General features: G+C 69.1%; 14 protein-coding genes. 4 read left to right on the top strand and 10 right to left on the bottom strand.

The window, feature by feature from the left end; translation table 11 throughout:
• Nucleotides 1–9 precede the first annotated feature (9 nt).
• The 10 genes from ACOYW6_RS08905 to ACOYW6_RS08860 all read right to left on the bottom strand — a co-directional run bounded on the left by ACOYW6_RS08905 (nt 10) and on the right by ACOYW6_RS08860 (nt 13,983).
• Nucleotides 10–933 (bottom strand): SPFH domain-containing protein, encoded by a 924-nt coding sequence (locus ACOYW6_RS08905; RefSeq protein WP_423140974.1) that lies wholly within the window; start codon nt 931–933, stop codon nt 10–12.
• A 70-nt stretch (nt 934–1,003) separates the two neighbouring features.
• Nucleotides 1,004–2,920, bottom strand: coding sequence for a DNA helicase RecQ (gene recQ, locus ACOYW6_RS08900; RefSeq protein ID WP_423140973.1), 1,917 nt, complete (start codon nt 2,918–2,920; stop codon nt 1,004–1,006).
• Nucleotides 2,921–3,034: 114 nt separating this feature from the next.
• On the bottom strand, nt 3,035–5,185 hold the full coding sequence (locus ACOYW6_RS08895) for a prolyl oligopeptidase family serine peptidase (protein WP_423140972.1): 2,151 nt from the start codon (nt 5,183–5,185) through the stop codon (nt 3,035–3,037).
• Between the two features lie 97 nt (nt 5,186–5,282).
• A complete protein-coding gene (locus ACOYW6_RS08890; RefSeq protein WP_423140971.1) occupies nt 5,283–6,440 on the bottom strand; it encodes a serine hydrolase domain-containing protein in 1,158 nt (385 codons plus the stop codon).
• A 61-nt stretch (nt 6,441–6,501) separates the two neighbouring features.
• Nucleotides 6,502–7,845: a PQQ-dependent sugar dehydrogenase gene (locus ACOYW6_RS08885; protein WP_423140970.1), complete on the bottom strand. Its 1,344-nt coding sequence runs from the start codon at nt 7,843–7,845 to the stop codon at nt 6,502–6,504.
• Complete coding sequence (locus ACOYW6_RS08880; protein WP_423140969.1) at nt 7,845–8,315, bottom strand: DUF2231 domain-containing protein; 471 nt, start codon at nt 8,313–8,315, stop codon at nt 7,845–7,847. The genes ACOYW6_RS08885 and ACOYW6_RS08880 overlap by 1 nt, the downstream gene beginning before the upstream one ends.
• A gap of 64 nt (nt 8,316–8,379) precedes the next feature.
• Complete coding sequence (gene metH / locus ACOYW6_RS08875; protein ID WP_423140968.1) at nt 8,380–10,998, bottom strand: methionine synthase; 2,619 nt, start codon at nt 10,996–10,998, stop codon at nt 8,380–8,382.
• A complete protein-coding gene (locus tag ACOYW6_RS08870; protein ID WP_423140967.1) occupies nt 10,998–12,059 on the bottom strand; it encodes a homocysteine S-methyltransferase family protein in 1,062 nt (353 codons plus the stop codon). The genes metH and ACOYW6_RS08870 overlap by 1 nt, the downstream gene beginning before the upstream one ends.
• Nucleotides 12,056–12,991, bottom strand: a complete 936-nt coding sequence (gene metF, locus ACOYW6_RS08865; RefSeq protein ID WP_423140966.1) for a methylenetetrahydrofolate reductase [NAD(P)H] — start codon at nt 12,989–12,991, stop codon at nt 12,056–12,058. The genes ACOYW6_RS08870 and metF overlap by 4 nt, the downstream gene beginning before the upstream one ends.
• Nucleotides 12,988–13,983: an ArsR/SmtB family transcription factor gene (locus ACOYW6_RS08860; protein WP_423140965.1), complete on the bottom strand. Its 996-nt coding sequence runs from the start codon at nt 13,981–13,983 to the stop codon at nt 12,988–12,990. The genes metF and ACOYW6_RS08860 overlap by 4 nt, the downstream gene beginning before the upstream one ends.
• 147 nt (nt 13,984–14,130) lie before the next feature.
• Between ACOYW6_RS08860 and ACOYW6_RS08855 the strand changes: the two genes are divergently transcribed.
• The 4 genes from ACOYW6_RS08855 to ACOYW6_RS08840 are packed head-to-tail and all read left to right on the top strand — an operon-like array spanning nt 14,131 to nt 17,009.
• Nucleotides 14,131–14,415: a hypothetical protein gene (locus ACOYW6_RS08855; RefSeq protein ID WP_423140964.1), complete on the top strand. Its 285-nt coding sequence runs from the start codon at nt 14,131–14,133 to the stop codon at nt 14,413–14,415.
• A gap of 5 nt (nt 14,416–14,420) precedes the next feature.
• Nucleotides 14,421–14,588 (top strand): hypothetical protein, encoded by a 168-nt coding sequence (locus ACOYW6_RS08850; protein ID WP_423140963.1) that lies wholly within the window; start codon nt 14,421–14,423, stop codon nt 14,586–14,588.
• The gene (locus ACOYW6_RS08845; RefSeq protein ID WP_423140962.1) at nt 14,585–15,766 is read left to right on the top strand and encodes an acyl-CoA dehydrogenase family protein; all 1,182 of its coding nucleotides are present in this window, start codon (nt 14,585–14,587) and stop codon (nt 15,764–15,766) included. The genes ACOYW6_RS08850 and ACOYW6_RS08845 overlap by 4 nt, the downstream gene beginning before the upstream one ends.
• Before the next feature lie 10 nt (nt 15,767–15,776).
• Nucleotides 15,777–17,009 carry an acetyl-CoA C-acetyltransferase gene (locus tag ACOYW6_RS08840; protein WP_423140961.1) on the top strand — a complete coding sequence of 411 codons (1,233 nt, stop codon included), beginning with the start codon at nt 15,777–15,779 and terminating at the stop codon, nt 17,007–17,009.
• Nucleotides 17,010–17,016: the final 7 nt, after the last annotated feature.

The raw sequence follows: 17,016 nt of genomic DNA, 5'->3' as shown, positions 1-17,016 counted from the left end.
AGCCTGGCCCTACTGGTACAGCGACCCGGCGTTGACGATCGGCTGGGTGTCGCGTTCGCCGCACAGCACCACCATCAGGTTGCTGACCATGGCGGCGCGGCGCTCGTCGTCGAGTTCGACGACGTTCTTGGCCGAGAGCTGCGCCAGCGCCAGTTCGACCATGCCCACCGCGCCTTCGACCAGCGTCTGCCGCGCCGCGACGACTGCGGCGGCCTGCTGGCGGCGCAGCATCGCGCCCGCGATCTCCTGCGCATAGGCAAGGTGCGTGAACCCGCATTCGTCCACCGTGATGCCGGCAGTGGCGAGCCGGGCGATCAGTTCGGTACGCAGTTCGGCGCCGACTTCGTCGTGGTGGCCGCGCAGGGTCACTTCGGCGTCGGCGAAGTCGTCGTAGGGATAGCGCGAGCCGATGGTGCGGACGGCCGCCTCGATCTGGACGACCACGAAGGCGCGGTAATCGTCGACGTCGTAAAGCGCCTGCGCGGTATCGACCACGCGCCACACCACTTGTGCCGCCATCTCGATCGGGTTGCCGCGCAGGTCGTTGACCTTGATCTTGTCGGAGATGAGGTTGTTGGCGCGGACCGAGACCTTGGTCTTGCTCATCCACGGCCACACCCAGCGCAGCCCGGCATGGCGATCGGTGCCGCGGTAGGATCCGAACAGCGTGATCGCAACCGCCTGGTTGGGCTGGATCATGTAAAAACCCTTGGCGATCAGCATCAACGCGATCGGCAGCAGCGCGGTGCCGATGACGAAGCGGGTGACCTCTGCATCGGTCGGGTTGCTGCCGGCCATGGCGACGACGCGCCAGGCGAAGATCAGCAACAGCGCCACGAACAGGCCCAGCATCAGATAGCCGCTGGTCGACCAGGCGCGGGTTTCGCGGCTGGCCGTCATTGTCTGGCCCTGCGTGGTGATTACCTCGGACATCGCTCGTTACCCCTGTAAAAGTGATATCACCTTAATATCACGCGTAGGGATCTGCGCAAGCGAAACCCGGTCAGTGGTTGCGGATCGCCGCCAGGAATGCATCGCCATAGGCTTCCAGCTTGCGTGCACCGATCCCTGCGATGCGACCAAGCTCGGCCTGCGAGGCCGGCTTCAACGTCGCCATCTCGCGCAGGGTGGCATCGTGGAAGATCACATAGGGCGGCACGCCGGCCTCCGCCGCCAGCTCGCGCCGCAGGCTCCGCAGTGCTTCGAACAGCGGATCGCCGACCGGGTTGGCGGCGGCCGCATCGCGGCGCTTCCGCCCGCCGCGCGAAGCCCCGGCGGGTGGCAGCGTCATCCCGAACGGTTCCTCGCCGATGAGGATCGCGCGCGCGTTGCCGCCCAGCGCCAGCCCGCCGTGTTCGGTGGCGACGAGGGCGCCGCGCGCCTGCAGTGCGCGCACCAGCGGGCGCAGCAGCGGAGCCTCCTCGGCGCCGACGATGCCGAACACCGACAGCTGGTCATGGCCGCGCGTGCGGACGCGCTCGTCATCCTTGCCGGTCAGCACGTTGGCGATGTGACCCAAGCCGAAGCTTTGCCCGGTGCGGTAGGCCGCGCTGAGCACCTTGCGCGCCAGTTCGGTTGCATCGACGACCTTGGGCGGGTCGAGGCAGGTATCGCAATTGCCGCAGGATGCGGGCGGATCCTCGCCGAAATGGCGCAGCAGCAGCGCGCGGCGGCAACCGGCGGTCTCGACCAGCGCGGCCAGCGAATCGAGCCGCGCCCGCTCACCGGGAAGGCGTGCCGGTTCGACCTCCGACAGGCGCTGGCGGGCCTTGAGGAAATCCTCCGCACCCCACAGCATCACCGCCACCGCGGGATCGCCGTCGCGCCCGGCGCGGCCGGTTTCCTGGTAATAGCCTTCGATCGACTTGGGCATCGCCGCGTGCGCGACGAAGCGCACGTCGGGCTTGTCGATGCCCATGCCGAACGCGACGGTTGCGACCATCACCATGTCTTCGGCCGCGACGAAAGCGGCCTGGTTGGCGGCGCGCACCGCCGGATCGAGCCCGGCGTGATAGGGGCGGACGGGGCGCCCGGTGGCGGCGGCAAGCTTGGCGGCCAGCTCCTCAACCTGGCGGCGCGTGGGGGCATAGACGATGCCCGCGCCGGGGTTTTCCTTCAGCAGCGCCGCCAGTTGCTGCGGCGCGCCGTCGCGCGGGCGGATGGCATAACGGATGTTGGGCCGGTCGAACCCGGCGACGATCAGTCCGTCGTCCGAAATGCCGAGCTGGGCCAGGATATCGGCGCGGGTGTGCGCGTCGGCCGTGGCGGTCAGCGCCAGGCGCGGCACGTCCGGAAAGGCGTCCATCAGCGGGCGCAGCAGGCGGTAGTCGGGGCGGAAATCGTGCCCCCATTCGGAGACGCAGTGCGCCTCGTCGATGGCGAACAGCGCCACGTTCGAACGGGCCAGAAGCTCGCGGAAATGGCCCTGGCTGGCGCGCTCGGGCGCGACGTAGAGAAGATCGAGCTGGCCGCTGCGCATCGCCTCGATGCCGGCGGCGCGCTCGTCCTCGCTGTCGGCGCTGGTCAGCGTGGCGGCGCGGATTCCATTGGCGCGCGCGCTGCGCAGCTGGTCGTGCATCAGTGCGATCAGCGGGCTGACCACCACGCACGTGCCGGGCAGCATCAGCGCCGGAAGCTGGTAGGTCAGGCTCTTGCCCGCCCCGGTCGGCATGACCGCCAAGGTCGATTCGCCCGCCAGCACGCGGTCCACGACCTGGCGCTGAACCCCGCGAAAGTCCGGAAACCCGAACACCCGGTGCAGAACGTCCTCGGCGCTCTCGCCGGGGCGAAGGCCGCAGTCGCTTGACACATTTGACAGGGTGCTGAGCGCAAGGCCGTTGCCCGCCGCGTCCTCGCCCATCTCCGCCCACTCGGCGTAGGCGGCCAGCGCGTCATCGTCTTCGGGCAGCATCGGGGACATGGCGGCGCCATGCCAGACCCGGCGCGTGTAGGACACCCCGCGGCGGCCAGTTATCCCGCCGCGCAGGGAGGTGCAGCGCGGCGCCAGCGGTCAATGCCCTGGCGGTCCAACGCATCACTTGGCAGGCGGCCAATCCAGCCCGAACTGGTCGAACCAGAACGTTTGCACATCCGCCGCAAGCGCCACCGCTTCGGACAGCGAGCTGCCTTGGCCGTGCCCGGCATTGGCCGACGTGCGCAGGTAGACCGGCGCGCGCGTGCCGCTGGCGTTGAGCGCGGCGACGAACTTGCGGCTGTGCATCGGATCGACGCGGCCGTCGTTGTCGCCGGTGGTCAGCAGCATCGCCGGGTACTGCGTGCCTTTGCGGACGCGGTGCAGCGGGGAATAGGCGTAAAGCGCCTTGAACTGCGCCGGGTCCTTGACCGTGCCAAACTCGGTGACGTTGAATGCCCCGTTGGGCGAGGTTTCGACCCGCAGCATGTCGTAGATCCCGACCTGGCTCACCACCGCCTTGGCGATGCCGGGGTGCTGAGTGACCGTGGCGCCCATCAGCAGCCCGCCGTTGGAGCCGCCCAGCAAGCCGAGGTGCTGCGTCGAGGTGACCTTCTGCGCCTTCAGGTATTCGGCCGCGGCGTAGAAATCGTCGAACACGTTCTGCTTGTTGAGGAGGTTGCCGCCGGTGTGCCAGGCTTCGCCGTATTCGCCGCCGCCGCGGATGTTGGCGATCGCCCAGGCGCCGCCGGCCTTCAGCCACATGTACGTGGCCGACCCGACCAGGCCCGGCACCATGTTCACGCCGTAGCCGCCGTAGCCGTAAAGGATGGTCGGCGTCGTCCCGTCGAGCTTGATGTCGCTGCGCGCGATCAGGCTGATCGGGACCCTCGTGCCGTCCTTCGAGGTCGCGAACATCCGGGTGACCTTGAAGCCGGTCATGTCGAGCGGGGTCGTCACCGTCAGCGGGGTCGCCGTGCTGGTGCCGGCGGCGGCGTCATAGCGCAGGTAGCGCGCCGGTTCGGTATAAGTGCGCACGCGGTAGAGCAGGTCGCCGCCGGGCATCGGCACGATCTCGCTGACGGCGGCGATGTCGGGGATGGGAAGCGCCCTGGCGTCCGATCCGTCGAGCGCATAGCTGGTGACGCGGTTGGGCCCGCCGTCGATCGAGGTGGCGTAAAGCCGCCCGCCGTTCACCACCAGGCTGTCGGTGGTGAAGGCGACCTTGCCGGCCGGGACAATGGTCTGGATCGTTCCGCCCGGCGCGATCCGGACCAGCTTGCCGTTAGGCGCGCCGGCATAGCTGATGCCGTAGACGGCGCCGTCGGCGGCCAGCGTCGCGGTCTTCAGGTCGTCCGCATACGTGGCGATCCGCGTCGCCCCGGCGGGCGTCAGGCGGAAGACCTGCCATTCGCCGCCATCGCCCTTCTGCACGCGGGCGAGCGCGCTGTCGGCTCCCGCCGGGTTGGACAGGAACACCTCGCCCGTGCGCGGCAGTCCCGCGCTGAGCGGCAGGACCAGGGCGTCCGCGCCGGCATCGCTGCCAAGGCGGTGGAAATAGGCCTGCATGTTGAAATCGCGGTCGCCATCGGCGGCGCCGGGGCCGGGATAGCGGGTGTACCAGAAGCCGGTGCCGTCTTTCGTCCAGGCCAGCGTGCCGCCGCCGGTCGGGCGCTGCACTTCGGGGATCGGCGCCTCGATCTCCTTGCCGGTGGCGACGTCGAAGACGTGCAGCGTGCCGATCTCGCTGCCGCCTTGCGACAGCGACACCGCGATCTTGCTGCCGTCGGGGCTGGGTTCGAACCAGTCGATCGCGGTGTGGCCGCTGGCATCGAACTTGAGCGGGTCGAGAACGGCCTGGCGCGTGGCCGGATCGCCCGACGCGGCCAGGACCGAGATCACCGGCTGCTGCGCGCCGGGGGTGACGGTATAGGCGAACAGTTTGCCGCCCGCCGCCTGGATGCCCGAATCGTAAACCCCCGTGCCCTTGGCCAGGCGCATCAGTTCCGCGGCGATGCGGTCGTGCACCGGCTTGCTGTCGAAATAGGCGCGGCTCTTGGCGTTCTGCGCCGCCACCCAGGCCTTGGTATCGGGCGCGCTGCCGTCCTCAAGCCAGCGATAGGGGTCGGACACCTTGACCCCGTGATAAGTATCGACCGCCACCGGGTGGGCGCTGTTGGCGCCGTGCGCGGTCTGGGCAGTCCGGGCGGTCTGGGCAGTCAGCGTGGTGGAAACCAGCGCGGTCGCGCCCAGCGCCGCAAGCGCGGTCGGCATGAAACGATGCGTCATGGAAATGTCTGCGCCCCCAAGGATTCGAAGCCGCGAAGCTGCGCTGCCGGGGCCGGAGTCGCAAGCGGAAACTGCTGCGCGATCAGTGTGCTGGAAGGGCCCTGGACACGACGTTTTCCTCGGCCGCGGAGAAGGCGCTGCGCGTCCCCTTCGAACCGGCCGGCACCGCGGTGGTGAAGAAGGCCAGGCCGCGCCCGGTGGCCGGATCGACCCACAGCCCGGCGCGCAGGCCATAGGCGTCGCCCGCGTGGCCCAGGCGCTGCACGCCGTCGCCAAACAGGTCGTCATGGCAAGCGGGGCCGCCGCCGCCGATGTGGTGCACCGCCAGGCCGTAGGCGCAGAAGAACCCGCTGTGGGTGCCGTCCTCGCCAAGGCCGTTGTCCGCGGAGAGCGTCCAGGCCGGGGCCACCATCCGCTCCATCGCAGCGGGTGACAGGAACCCCTTGCCGTGCCGCGCCAGCAATTGGCCGACGCGGGCAAGGTCGCGCATCGAGATCCTGAGGCCGCCCTGCGGGCCGAACAGCGCGCCGTTCCAGCCCGGCACGTAGCGCGCAAGGTCGCAGGGTTGTCCTTCATCCACCACCACCGGGCAGGCTGGCAGCGCGCCCTTGAGGTCGTCCTTGGCGACCTCGCCGCTGTCGCGGTACAGCACCACCGCACGCGCTGCCTGCGCGGCGCTGCACCCTTCGCCCCAGTTGAAGCAGGCACCGAGCCCGAGCGGCCTGAGCACCAGCCGCGCCATCAGCCGGTCGAACCGCTCGTTCGTCACCCGCTCCATCACGCTGGCGACGACGGGGAAATTGAGGTTGGTGTAGTGGAACCAGTCGCTGCCCGGCGCGTGGGCGGGGTCCCAGACGCGCGGATCGGCCAGCGTCTCGCGGATCGTGTGGCCAAGCGGGATGATGTAGAGATCGGGTCCGTCGAGCAGGCTGGAGCGGTGCGAGAGCAGCATCGCCAGCGTGATCGGCGTATCGGGGAAGGCGGGGTTGCGGACCGGGTAGCCGAGATAGTCCGACACGTCGCGATCAAGGTCGAGCGTGCCGCCATCGACCAGCCGCATGACGCCGAGCGTCGTCACCAGCTTGGAGATCGAGGCGACGCGCACCGGATCGTCGGCGGTGACGGCGCGCCCGGTGGCACGGTTGGCCTGGCCCTCGGCCAGAACCGGGCGCACGTGATGGCGATCGAAGGCGACCGCGACCGCGGCTGGCTGGGCAGCGGCGGAGGATGCGACCAGCATCGCGATGATGGGGGCTAACAGGCAGCGCACGCGGCCATGATAGCCGCGCTGCCGCCGGCGTCTAGCGCGCCGGGGGCCTGGCCGCCGGAGCGCCGCCCGCCGGGGCGCCGCCCGCCGGGGTGACGCGCCAGATCGCCTGGCCCACGTCGTCCGCCACCAGCAGCGCGCCGGCGCGGTCCATCGCCACGCCCACCGGGCGGCCGCGGGCATTGCCCTTGCCGTCGATGAAGCCGGTCAGGAACGGCATCGGCTTGCCGGTCGGCTTGCCGCCGGCGAACGGCACGAACACCACCTGGTAGCCGTAGAACACCGTGCGGTCCCACGAACCGTGCTCACCCACGAAGGCGCCACCCTGGAACTGGGCAGGCATCATGCCGCCGTTGACGAAAGTCAGCCCCAGCGCCGCGGTGTGCGGTCCCAGCGCGTAATCGGGCTTGATCGCCTTGGCGACCATGTCGGGGCGCTGCGGATGGACGCGAACGTCGACGTGCTGACCGTAGTAGGACCACGGCCAACCGTAATGCGCGCCGTCCTTCACGCTGGTGAGGTAATCTGGAACCAGGTTGTTTCCCAGCTCATCACGCTCGTTGATGACTGCGAACAGCGTGTTGCTGCCCGGGTAGAACTGCAGCCCGTTGGGATTGCGCAGCCCGGTGGCGAACAAGCGGCTGGCGCCGTTCTTCGGGTCGACTTCCAGGATCGCGGCGCGGTTGTGCTCGGCCTCCAGCCCGTTCTCGACGATATTGGAGTTGGAGCCGACGCCGACGTAGAGCTTCGACCCGTCGGGACTGGCGACGACGTCCTTGGTCCAGTGGTGATCGATCGGCCCGCCCGGCAGGCTCGTGACGATGCGGCCCTGGCCGACGCTGGTCGCGCCGGCGGTAAACGGAAACGCCCACAGCGCGTCGGTCGCGCCGACGTACAGCGTGCTGCCGATCACCGCGAGACCGAACGGCGAAGCCATCTTGGGGACCAGCACGAACTTCTGGTCGGCCACGCCGTCGCCGTTGCTGTCGCGCAGCAGCAGGATGCGGTTGCCCGGCTTCACGCTCGCATGCGCGCCGCCGATGACCAGGTTGAAGATGATGTCCTTGGGCCGCAGCACGTGCTCCAGCCCCGGACCGCCGCTTTCGGCCACGATCACGTCGCCGTTGGGCAGCGGCAGGACGCGGCGCGGAAAGTTGAGGTCCCTGGCAAAGGCGGTGACCTGGAAGCCGGGTGCCGCGGTCGGCGCCTCGTTCGCCTTGAAGCCGGTCGGGTTGGCGATGCCCATCGGCGGGAACAGGAACTGCTGCGGCTTGGGCAGGCGCGGATTGGGTCCGTACTGCTCCTCGCCCGCGAAGTGGGGCTTGGAACAGGCCCCGAGGGCGAGCAGCGCGGCGGCGGTCAGGAGGCGGGTGCGCATCACAGCGTCCTTTCGTCGGCGACAACGCGGCCGCGCTGGTGAACATAGGCAAGGCGGTGGCCGAGGAACCCGGTGACGATCAGCGACAGCACCGTCAGCACCGACAGGATGATCCCGGTTCCGGCCACCCCGGTCCAGCCGTCGCGGGCGTGGACGAAGTTGTTGAACAGCCCCAGCGTCAGCGTGATCGCGCTGCCGGCGAAGTGGATGTATCCGATCGAAGGCCGGTCGGCGCGGGGCGTGCGGAACAGGTCGATCAGGCCCATCAGCGCCGCCAGCGCGCCCATCATCTCACCAAACGCAAGGAACCACTGGGAGAAATTGGCCCACTGCACCTGGCCGCCGCTGCTCAGATAGGTGATGTCGGTCAGCAGCGCGCCGGTGAAACAGACGATCGGAAACGGCACCAGCATGGCGTGCACCGGCACCCCTCCGATTGCCACGTGGGGTCTGAAGCCGGGTCGGGCCATCGCATCGCTCCTCATTCGCCTAGGCACGTGAAACGGCGCCGCGAACGAATTGTTGCATCCGCGATCAGTCCAGGTTCGGGCGCAGCCTGCGTTCGGCGGTGGCCATATCGATGCCGCAGCGCCTGGCGTAGTCTTCCAGCTGGTCGCGGCCGACCCTTGCGACGCCGAAATACTGGCTTTCCGGGTGGCCGAAATAGAACCCCGACACCGCCGCGGTGGGCAGCATCGCGTTGTTCTCGGTCAACACCAGGCCGGCGTTCCGGCCCGCGTCCAGCAGGGCGAACAGGGTGGGCTTGAGGCTGTGATCGGGGCATGCGGGATAACCCGGCGCCGGGCGGATGCCGCGGTATTCCTCCTTGATCAGCGCCTCGTTGGTGAGCTGCTCGCCCGGGGCATAACCCCAAAGCGTCGTGCGCACGTGCTGGTGAAGGCGCTCGGCAAAAGCCTCGGCAAACCGGTCTGCCAGCGCCTTGAGCAGGATGTCCGAGTAGTCGTCCTTGTCGGCCTGGAAGCGGGCAAGGTGCGGTTCGATGCCGTGGATGCCGACCGCGAAGCCACCGATCCAGTCGCCGGCGGGATCAATGAAGTCGGCCAGGCAGAAATTCGCCCGGTCGCGGCTTTTCTTGACCTGCTGGCGCAGGAACGGAAGGACGACGTTGCGCTCCTCCTCGGCCAGGTGGATGGTAACGTCGTCGCCGTCGCGGGCGCAGGGCCACAGCCCGACGACGCCCTTGGCGGTCAGCCACTTCTCGCCCACGATCCTGTCGAGCATCGCGTCCGCGTCGGCCTTGAGCGCGCGGGCCGTCTCGCCCACGACCGCGTCGTCAAGGATCGATGGGTAGGTGCCGTGCAGTTCCCAGGCGCGGAAGAACGGCGTCCAGTCGATCACCTCGCGCAGGTCGGCCAGGTCCCAGGCGGGAAAGGCGTGCAGGCCGGGCTGTTCGGGCGGGGCCGGCTTTTCGGCGAAACTGGGATCGTAGAAGTTCGCGCGGGCCTCCTCGATCGTCAGCAGCACGCTTTGTGCCTTGCCTTCGCGCGCGGCGCGCACTTTCACGTATTCGTCCGCGGTGGCGGCGACGAACGGTTCCATCTGCGTGTCGGACAGGAGCTGGCTGGCGACGCCGACCGCGCGGCTGGCGTCCAGCACGTGGATCACCGGGCCCTTGTAGGCGGGATCGATGCGCAGCGCGGTGTGGACCTTGCTGGTGGTCGCGCCGCCGATCAGCAGCGGCAGGTTCAAGCCCGCGCGCTGCATTTCCTCGGCCACGGTGACCATCTCGTCCAGGCTGGGGGTAATCAGGCCGGACAGCCCGATGATGTCGGCTTGCTCGCCTACCGCGGTCTCGATGATCTTCGACCACGGCACCATCACGCCCAGGTCGATCACCTCGTAGCCGTTGCACTGCAGCACGACGCCGACGATGTTCTTGCCGATGTCGTGAACGTCGCCCTTCACGGTCGCCATCACGATCTTGCCCTTGGGCGTCGACGCGGCGGTCTTTTCCGCCTCGATGAAGGGAATCAGGTGCGCGACCGCCTTCTTCATCACGCGCGCGGACTTGACCACTTGCGGCAGGAACATCTTGCCGGCGCCGAACAGGTCGCCGACGGTGTTCATCCCGTCCATCAGCGGCCCCTCGATCACCTCGATCGGGCGGCCGCCGGCGCCCATGATCTGGGCGCGCATCTCCTCGGTATCGTCGACGATATGCGCGTCGATGCCCTTGACCAGCGCGTGCTCGATCCGGCGCACCGGCTCCCACCCGCGCCATTCGGCGGCCTGTTTCTCGGCCACCGGGTCGCTGCCCTTGTAGCGTTCCGCCAGCGCGATCAGCCGGTCGGTGGCATCGGGGCGGCGATTGAGGATCACGTCCTCGCAGGCTTCGCGCAGTTCCGGGTCGATCGCGTCGTAGACGTCGAGCTGCCCGGCATTGACGATCGCCATGTCGAGCCCGGCGGGAATGGCGTGGAACAGGAACACGCTGTGCATCGCCCGGCGCACGACCTCGTTGCCGCGGAACGAAAACGACAGGTTGGACAGCCCGCCCGAAAAATGCACGTGCGGGCAGCGGACGCGGATTTCCTTCACCGCCTCGATGAAGTCGACGCCGTAGGTGTTGTGCTCCTCGATGCCCGTCGCCACCGCGAAAACGTTGGGGTCGAAGATGATGTCCTCGGGCGGAAAGCCGATCCCGGTAAGAAGCTTGTAGGCGCGCTCGCAGATTGCGACCTTGCGCTCCTTGCTGTCGGCCTGGCCCTTCTCGTCGAACGCCATGACCACCACCGCAGCGCCGTAAGCCATGCATTTGCGGGCGTGACCGAGAAAGGCTTCCTCGCCTTCCTTCATCGAGATCGAGTTGACGATCGGCTTGCCCGAGACGCACTTGAGGCCCGCCTCGATCACGTCCCACTTGGAGCTGTCGATCATCACCGGCACGCGGGCGATGTCGGGCTCGGCCGCGATCAGCTTGAGGAAGGTCGTCATCGCGTGGACTGCGTCGAGCAGCCCTTCGTCCATGTTGACGTCGATCACCTGCGCGCCGTTGTCGACCTGCTGGCGCGCGACCTCGACCGCGCGGGCATAGTCGCCCGCCAGGATCAGCTTCTTGAACGCGGCGCTGCCGGTAACGTTCGTCCGCTCGCCGATGTTGACGAAGCGCGAGGAGGCATTTTGGGTGGTCATCAGGCCGCCATCGTAAAGGGTTCAAGGCCGGCCAGCCGGGTGACCGGGGCAGCGGCGGGGATCACGCGCGGGGCCAGCCCCTGCGCAGCCTGGGCAATCGCGGCGATGTGCGCGGGCGTGCTGCCGCAGCAGCCGCCCAGCACGTTGACTTGCCCCGCTTCGGCCCATTCGCGCACGAGGCCCGCAGTCGTCGGCGGTTCCTCGTCGTAGGCGCCCAGTTCGTTGGGGAGACCGGCATTGGGATAGACCATGATCAGGCTATCGGCGATTGCGCTGAGCGCGCGGACGTGCGGGCGCAGCTGGGTGGCACCGAAGCTGCAGTTGAGCCCGATCGTCAGCGGCCGGGCATGGCGCACCGCGTACCAGAACGCCTCGACCGTGTGGCCCGACAGGTTGCGGCCCGACAGGTCGGTCAGGGTCATCGACAGCATGATCGGCACGTCGCGGCCCAGTTCCGCCTCGAGCCGCTTGACCGCCATGATCCCGGCCTTGGCGTTGAGCGTGTCGAAGACCGTCTCGATCAGGATGAAATCTGCCCCGCCCTCGACCAGCGCGGCGGCCTGTTCGTGATAGACATCGACCAGCGTGTCCCAGTCGATCTCGCGGTAGCCGGGATCGTTGACGTCGGGCGACAGCGACAATGTCTTGTTGGTCGGCCCGATCGCGCCGGCAACGAACCGCGGGCGCCAGATACCTTTTTCGGCGTCTTTCGCCGCGAATTCGTCGGCAACCTTGCGGGCGATGCCGGCGCTGGCCAGGTTGATCTCGCGCACCAGGTGTTCGGCGCCGTAGTCGGCTTGGCTGATGCGGTTGGCGGAAAAGGTGTTGGTCTCGGCAATGTCGGCGCCGGCCTCGAAATAGGCGCGGTGGATCGATTCCGGCACTTCCGGCCTGGTCAGCGCCAGGATGTCGTTGTTGCCTTTCTGGTCATGGCCCAGTCCCAGCGAACCGGCGTAGTCCGCCTCGGTCAGCTTGCAATTCTGGATCTCGGTCCCGAACGCACCGTCGATGATCAGGATGCGCCTGGCAGCCTCGGCCAGGAAGGTTTGGCGAGGGGTCATTGGCCGGTTCCTTTCGGGCGAACGCCAAGCAGGTGGCAGATCGCGTAGCTGAGCTCCGCCCGGTTGAGCGTATAGAAGTGGAAGTCGCGCACGCCGCCGGCGTAAAGCCGCCGGCACATCTCGGCGGCCACGGTTGCGGCAACCAGCTGGCGCGAGCCGGGATGGTCGTCCAGCCCTTCGAACAGCTTGCCCAGCCACGCCGGCACCGCGGTGCCGCACATCGCCGCCATGCGCTGGATGTTTGCATAGTTCGTGACCGGCATGATCCCCGGCACCAGCGGCACGTCGATGCCGGCGGCTGCGGCGGCGTCGCGAAAGCGGAAGAAGGCGTCGGGTTCGAAGAAGAACTGGGTCAGCGCGCGGCTGGCCCCGGCGCCGACCTTGGCCGCGAGGTTGGCGATGTCGGCGGCCTCGTCGGCACTGTCGGGATGACATTCGGGATATGCGGCCACCGAGATCTCGAACGGGGCGATTGCCTTCAGGCCCGCGACCAGCTCGGCGGCGTTCGCATAACCGTCGGGGTGGGGCGCGAACGGCGTCCCGGGGCCGGCCGGCATGTCGCCGCGCAGCGCCACGACGTGGCGCACGCCCGCCTCCCAGTAAGCGCGCGCGACCGCGTCGACATCGGCGCGGCTGGCCTCGACGCAGGTCAGGTGCGCGGCGGCGGGGATGGCGGTTTCCTGCGCGATCCGGGCGACGGTGGCGTGGGTACGCTCACGCGTGGTGCCGCCGGCACCATACGTGACGGAAACGAACTCGGGGCCAAGCGGGGCCAGCGTTTCCAGCGTCTGCCACAGCTGCGCCTGCATCGCCTCGGACTTGGGGGGAAAGAATTCGAAGCTGATGGCAATATCGCCGGGCAGGCCCGCGAACAGCGGCGGGGCTCCCGCGGTGGCGGCTTCGTTGCGTGGCCGGGTATTGGCGCGGGTCATGCGGGGGCTTTCGTTGCGGCGCCGCGGGTCACCCGACCGGAACCGGGCTGGCGCGTGGCGGTCCAGATCTTGACGGTCAGCGGCGTGCCGGGCAGCGCCACCGGCGGCGCCGCGGCAAAGCCCGCGCCGGTCAGCAGGCCCAGCATCTGTTCGTCCGAAAAGCCCAGGCGGGCGTGGGCGTGGCGCTCGCGCAGTTCCTCGCGCTCGTGCGCGGCGAAATCGACGATGGCGACGCGGCCGCCGGCGCGGGTCACCCGCGCGGCTTCGGCCAGCACGGCCTCCGGCGCCTGGGCATAGTGGAGCACCTGGTGGAACAACACGGTGTCGAACGCGGCGTCGGCGAAGGGCAGTTCGGTGAAATCGCCCTGCACCAGGTCAAGGCTGCCCGCCGGCAGCGCGCCGAGCCGGGCGCGGGCCAGCCGCAGCATCTCTGTACTCTTGTCGAGCGCGGTGACGTGGCTGGAGCGCGGCGCGAACAGTTCGGCCATCCGGCCCGTGCCGGTGCCGACGTCGAGCAGCGCCCCCAGCGGCCCGGCGCCCAGCGCCTTTCCGAGCGCCGCCTCGACCGGGGCATCGGGCGCGTGCAGGCTGCGCAGCGTGTCCCATTCCTCGGCATGGCGGGCGAAATACTGGGCGGCCTGGCTGCCGCGGGCGGCGCGGATCGCGGCCAGGTGGCGACGGTCTTCACCGCAGCGGGCAGCGAAAGCGGCGTCGTCGGCCTCGGCCACGGAGAGCAGGCGCGCCAGTGCATCGGCCAGTGGCGGTGCGGCGCCGGGCGCGATCAGGCTGCGCAGGAACACCCAGCTGCCTTCCTTGCGCCGCTCGGCCAGGCCGGCATCGCACAGGATGCGAACGTGGCGGGAGACGCGCGGCTGGCTTTGCCCGAGCACTTGCGCCAGTTCCCCCACCGCCAGTTCCATATGCGCCAGCAGCCGCAGGATCCGCAGCCGGGTACCGTCGTCGAGCGCGCGCAAGGTGGGTTCGATCCGCATTTCGGAATGTCATATAAAGAAACCTTTATATGTTTGCAAACGGCCATCGTGCCGCCGACGATAGATCGGTGTCAGCGCCGGTTTGCCTGCCCGCACGCGCTCGGTTAGAGCCGGCACGATCGATTCCGCCCGATGAAAGGCCCGCCGATGCGCCCTGCAGTTTACCTCCTCGCTCCCGCTCTTCTCGCGCTCGGCGCCTGCGGCAAGTCCGACAGCGCCAACGAGGCGGCGCAGGCCGACACGGTCGAGATGCCGGCCGAAGAAGCGATGGGCAGCGTCGCGGCCGAGGACATGCCGATTGCCGACCCGAACGCGCTGCCCGGCGCCGACGCGTCGCTGAGCCCGGCGCCCGAGCCGATGCAGACCGAGCCGATGCAGACCGAGGCGACGCCGACCGCGTCCGCCACCGTCAAAGCCCCGGCGAAGAAGTGAGGGCGATGCCCGCGCTGCTGCTGGCAGCGCTCGCCGCCTGTTCGCAGGGCAAGGCGCCGCAGGCGCCGGGCACGACCAGCGCCGACGAGGCACGGGCCCTGTCGGATGCGCGTTCGATGATCCCGGCGGCCGAGCTGTCGGCTTCGCCCGAACCGTCGGAAACCGCGCGATGACCGCCGCCGCCAACCCCGGAATGGACGCGGACGTCTTCGACGCCTTCCTCGACCAGCTTCATCGCTACGTGCGCGAACGTCTGATCCCGGCAGAGCGCGAGACGATCGAGGGCGACCGCGTTCCCGAACCGATCCTGCGCGAAATGCGCGACATGGGGCTGTTCGGCCTGACCGTGCCCGAGGAATACGGCGGCGCCGGGCTCAACGTCAGCCAATACGCGCGCACCGTTCATGCGCTGGCCTATGCCGCGCCGGCTTTCCGCTCGATCTTCTCGATCAACGTCGGGATGTTCGCCACCGCGCTCAAGCATGGCGGCACCGACGCGCAGAAGGCAACGTGGTTTCCCGCGCTGGTCGATGGCACGATCGCGTGCTTCGGCCTGACCGAGCCGGGATCGGGATCGGATTCGGCCGCGATGCAGACAACCGCGCGTCCCGATGGCAGCGGCGGCTGGGTCCTCAACGGCACCAAGCGCTACATCACCAACGCCCCGCAGGCCGGCGTCGCGCTGATCATGGCGCGTACCGACAAGGAGGCGCTGCCGCGCAACGCCCACGTATCCGCCTTTCTGGTGCCGATGGACACGCCCGGCGTCAGCACCGGCAGCGCGGACAAGAAGATGGGCCAGGCCGGGGCGCAGATCGCCGACGTGATCCTGGAAGACGTCCACCTGCCGGCCGACGCGCTGCTGGGCGGCGAAACCGGCAAGGGCTTCGTCTATGCGATGAAGAGCCTGGACGCGGGGCGCATATCGGTGGGGGCGGCGTCGGCCGGCTATGCGCGCCGCGCACTCGACACCGCGCTGCGCTATGCGACCGAACGCAAGGCCTTCGGCGAACCGATCGCCAACTTCCAGCTGATCCAGGCGATGCTGGCCGACAGCGAGATCGAGATCTACGCCGCCGAGGCGATGATGGCCGACGTCACCGCACGCGCCGACGCCGGGGAAAGCGTGCTGGTCAAGGCCGCCGCCTTCAAGGTCTTCGCCAGCGAGATGTGCGGCCGCGTGGTCGACCGCGTGGTCCAGGTCCACGGCGGCGCCGGCTACCTGGCCGAATACGATGCTGAGCGATTCTTTCGCGACGCGCGCATCTACCGCATCTACGAAGGCACCACGCAGATCCTGCAGTTGCAGGTTGCCAAGCACATCCTGCGCGCCTTCGCCGCCCAGACCTGAGGAACCGCCCATGCCCGCCCCGCGCCGCGCCGCTATCGTCGCTCCCTGCCGCACCGCGGTCGGCCGCTTCGGCGGCAGCCTGGCGCCGCTGGGCGCGGGCGAACTGGGCGCTGCGGTCCTGTCCGCGCTGGTGAAGCGCAGCGGCATCGATCCGGGGCGGGTCGACGACGTGGTGATGGCGCACGGCTATGCCAACGGCGAGGCGCCCGCGATCGGGCGCTGGGCGTGGCTGGCCGCCGGGCTGCCCGAAAGCGTCCCTGGCTACGAACTGGATCGGCGCTGCGGGTCGGGCCTGCAGGCGGTGATCAATGCCGCTGCGATGGTCCAGGCCGGGATCAGCGACGTGGTGGTCGCCGGCGGCGTCGAATCGATGTCCAACGTCGAGCATTACACCACCGCCGTGCGCGGCGGGGTGCGGATGGGCGACCTGACCCTGCATGACCGGCTGACGCGGGGCCGACTGATGAGCCAGCCGCAGGCGCGCTACGGCGTGATCTCGGGCATGATCGAGACGGCGGAGAACCTTGCCGCCGACTACGGCATCGGCCGCGAAGCGTCCGACGCCTATGCCGTGCGCAGCCACCAGCGCGCCGCAGCCGCTTGGCAGGCCGGCCGCTTCGCGGACGAAATCGTGCCGGTGGCGGTGCCGCAAAAGCGCGGCGAACCGGTGATGTTCGACCACGACGAGGGTTACCGCGCCGACGTCAGCATGGAATCGCTCGGCAAGCTTAAAGCGATCGAGGAGCGCACGATGCCCGGCGCGGTCGTCACCGCTGGCAATGCCAGCCAGCAGAACGATGCCGCCGCCGCCTGCCTGGTCGTGGCCGAGGACAAGCTGGCCGAACTGGGGCTGACGCCCATGCTGTGGTTCCATTCCGCGGCGATGGCGGGCTGCGATCCGTCGCGCATGGGCATCGGCCCGGTCCCCGCGACCGAACGGCTGTTTGCCCGCAATGGCCTGGCGTGGGACGATATCGACCTGATCGAGCTGAACGAGGCGTTCGCCCCGCAAGTCCTGGCAGTGCTCAAAGGCTGGGGCTGGAGCGATGACGACAGCCGGCACGACACCCTCAACGTCAACGGCTCGGGCATCTCGCTCGGCCACCCGATCGGCGCCACCGGGGTGCGCATTCTTGCCACGATGGCGCACGAGATGGCACGGCGTGGCAGCCGCTACGGGCTCGAGACGATGTGCGTTGGCGGCGGGCAGGGCGTCGCCGCGGTGTTCGAGCGCGCGGCGTGAGCTTCGC

The sequence above is a fragment of the Parablastomonas sp. CN1-191 genome (genome assembly GCF_049354825.1).
Classification (GTDB): Bacteria; Pseudomonadota; Alphaproteobacteria; order Sphingomonadales; family Sphingomonadaceae; genus Novosphingobium.
The sequence above is the reverse complement of the archived record's forward strand: the minus strand, read 5'-3'. Positions and strand labels throughout refer to the sequence as shown.

Excerpts from the sequence above, each read along its gene's own strand:
- ACOYW6_RS08905 (WP_423140974.1), bottom strand. The coding sequence starts at position 933 with ATGTCCGAGGTAATCACCACGCAGGGCCAGACAATGACGGCCAGCCGC.
- recQ (WP_423140973.1), bottom strand. The coding sequence starts at position 2,920 with ATGTCCCCGATGCTGCCCGAAGACGATGACGCGCTGGCCGCCTACGCC.
- ACOYW6_RS08895 (WP_423140972.1), bottom strand. The coding sequence starts at position 5,185 with ATGCCGACCGCGCTTGCGGCGCTGGGCGCGACCGCGCTGGTTTCCACC.
- ACOYW6_RS08890 (WP_423140971.1), bottom strand. The coding sequence starts at position 6,440 with ATGCTGGTCGCATCCTCCGCCGCTGCCCAGCCAGCCGCGGTCGCGGTC.
- ACOYW6_RS08885 (WP_423140970.1), bottom strand. The coding sequence starts at position 7,845 with ATGCGCACCCGCCTCCTGACCGCCGCCGCGCTGCTCGCCCTCGGGGCC.
- ACOYW6_RS08880 (WP_423140969.1), bottom strand. The coding sequence starts at position 8,315 with ATGGCCCGACCCGGCTTCAGACCCCACGTGGCAATCGGAGGGGTGCCG.
- metH (WP_423140968.1), bottom strand. The coding sequence starts at position 10,998 with ATGACCACCCAAAATGCCTCCTCGCGCTTCGTCAACATCGGCGAGCGG.
- ACOYW6_RS08870 (WP_423140967.1), bottom strand. The coding sequence starts at position 12,059 with ATGACCCCTCGCCAAACCTTCCTGGCCGAGGCTGCCAGGCGCATCCTG.
- metF (WP_423140966.1), bottom strand. The coding sequence starts at position 12,991 with ATGACCCGCGCCAATACCCGGCCACGCAACGAAGCCGCCACCGCGGGA.
- ACOYW6_RS08860 (WP_423140965.1), bottom strand. The coding sequence starts at position 13,983 with ATGCGGATCGAACCCACCTTGCGCGCGCTCGACGACGGTACCCGGCTG.
- ACOYW6_RS08855 (WP_423140964.1), top strand. The coding sequence starts at position 14,131 with ATGCGCCCTGCAGTTTACCTCCTCGCTCCCGCTCTTCTCGCGCTCGGC.
- ACOYW6_RS08850 (WP_423140963.1), top strand. The coding sequence starts at position 14,421 with ATGCCCGCGCTGCTGCTGGCAGCGCTCGCCGCCTGTTCGCAGGGCAAG.
- ACOYW6_RS08845 (WP_423140962.1), top strand. The coding sequence starts at position 14,585 with ATGACCGCCGCCGCCAACCCCGGAATGGACGCGGACGTCTTCGACGCC.
- ACOYW6_RS08840 (WP_423140961.1), top strand. The coding sequence starts at position 15,777 with ATGCCCGCCCCGCGCCGCGCCGCTATCGTCGCTCCCTGCCGCACCGCG.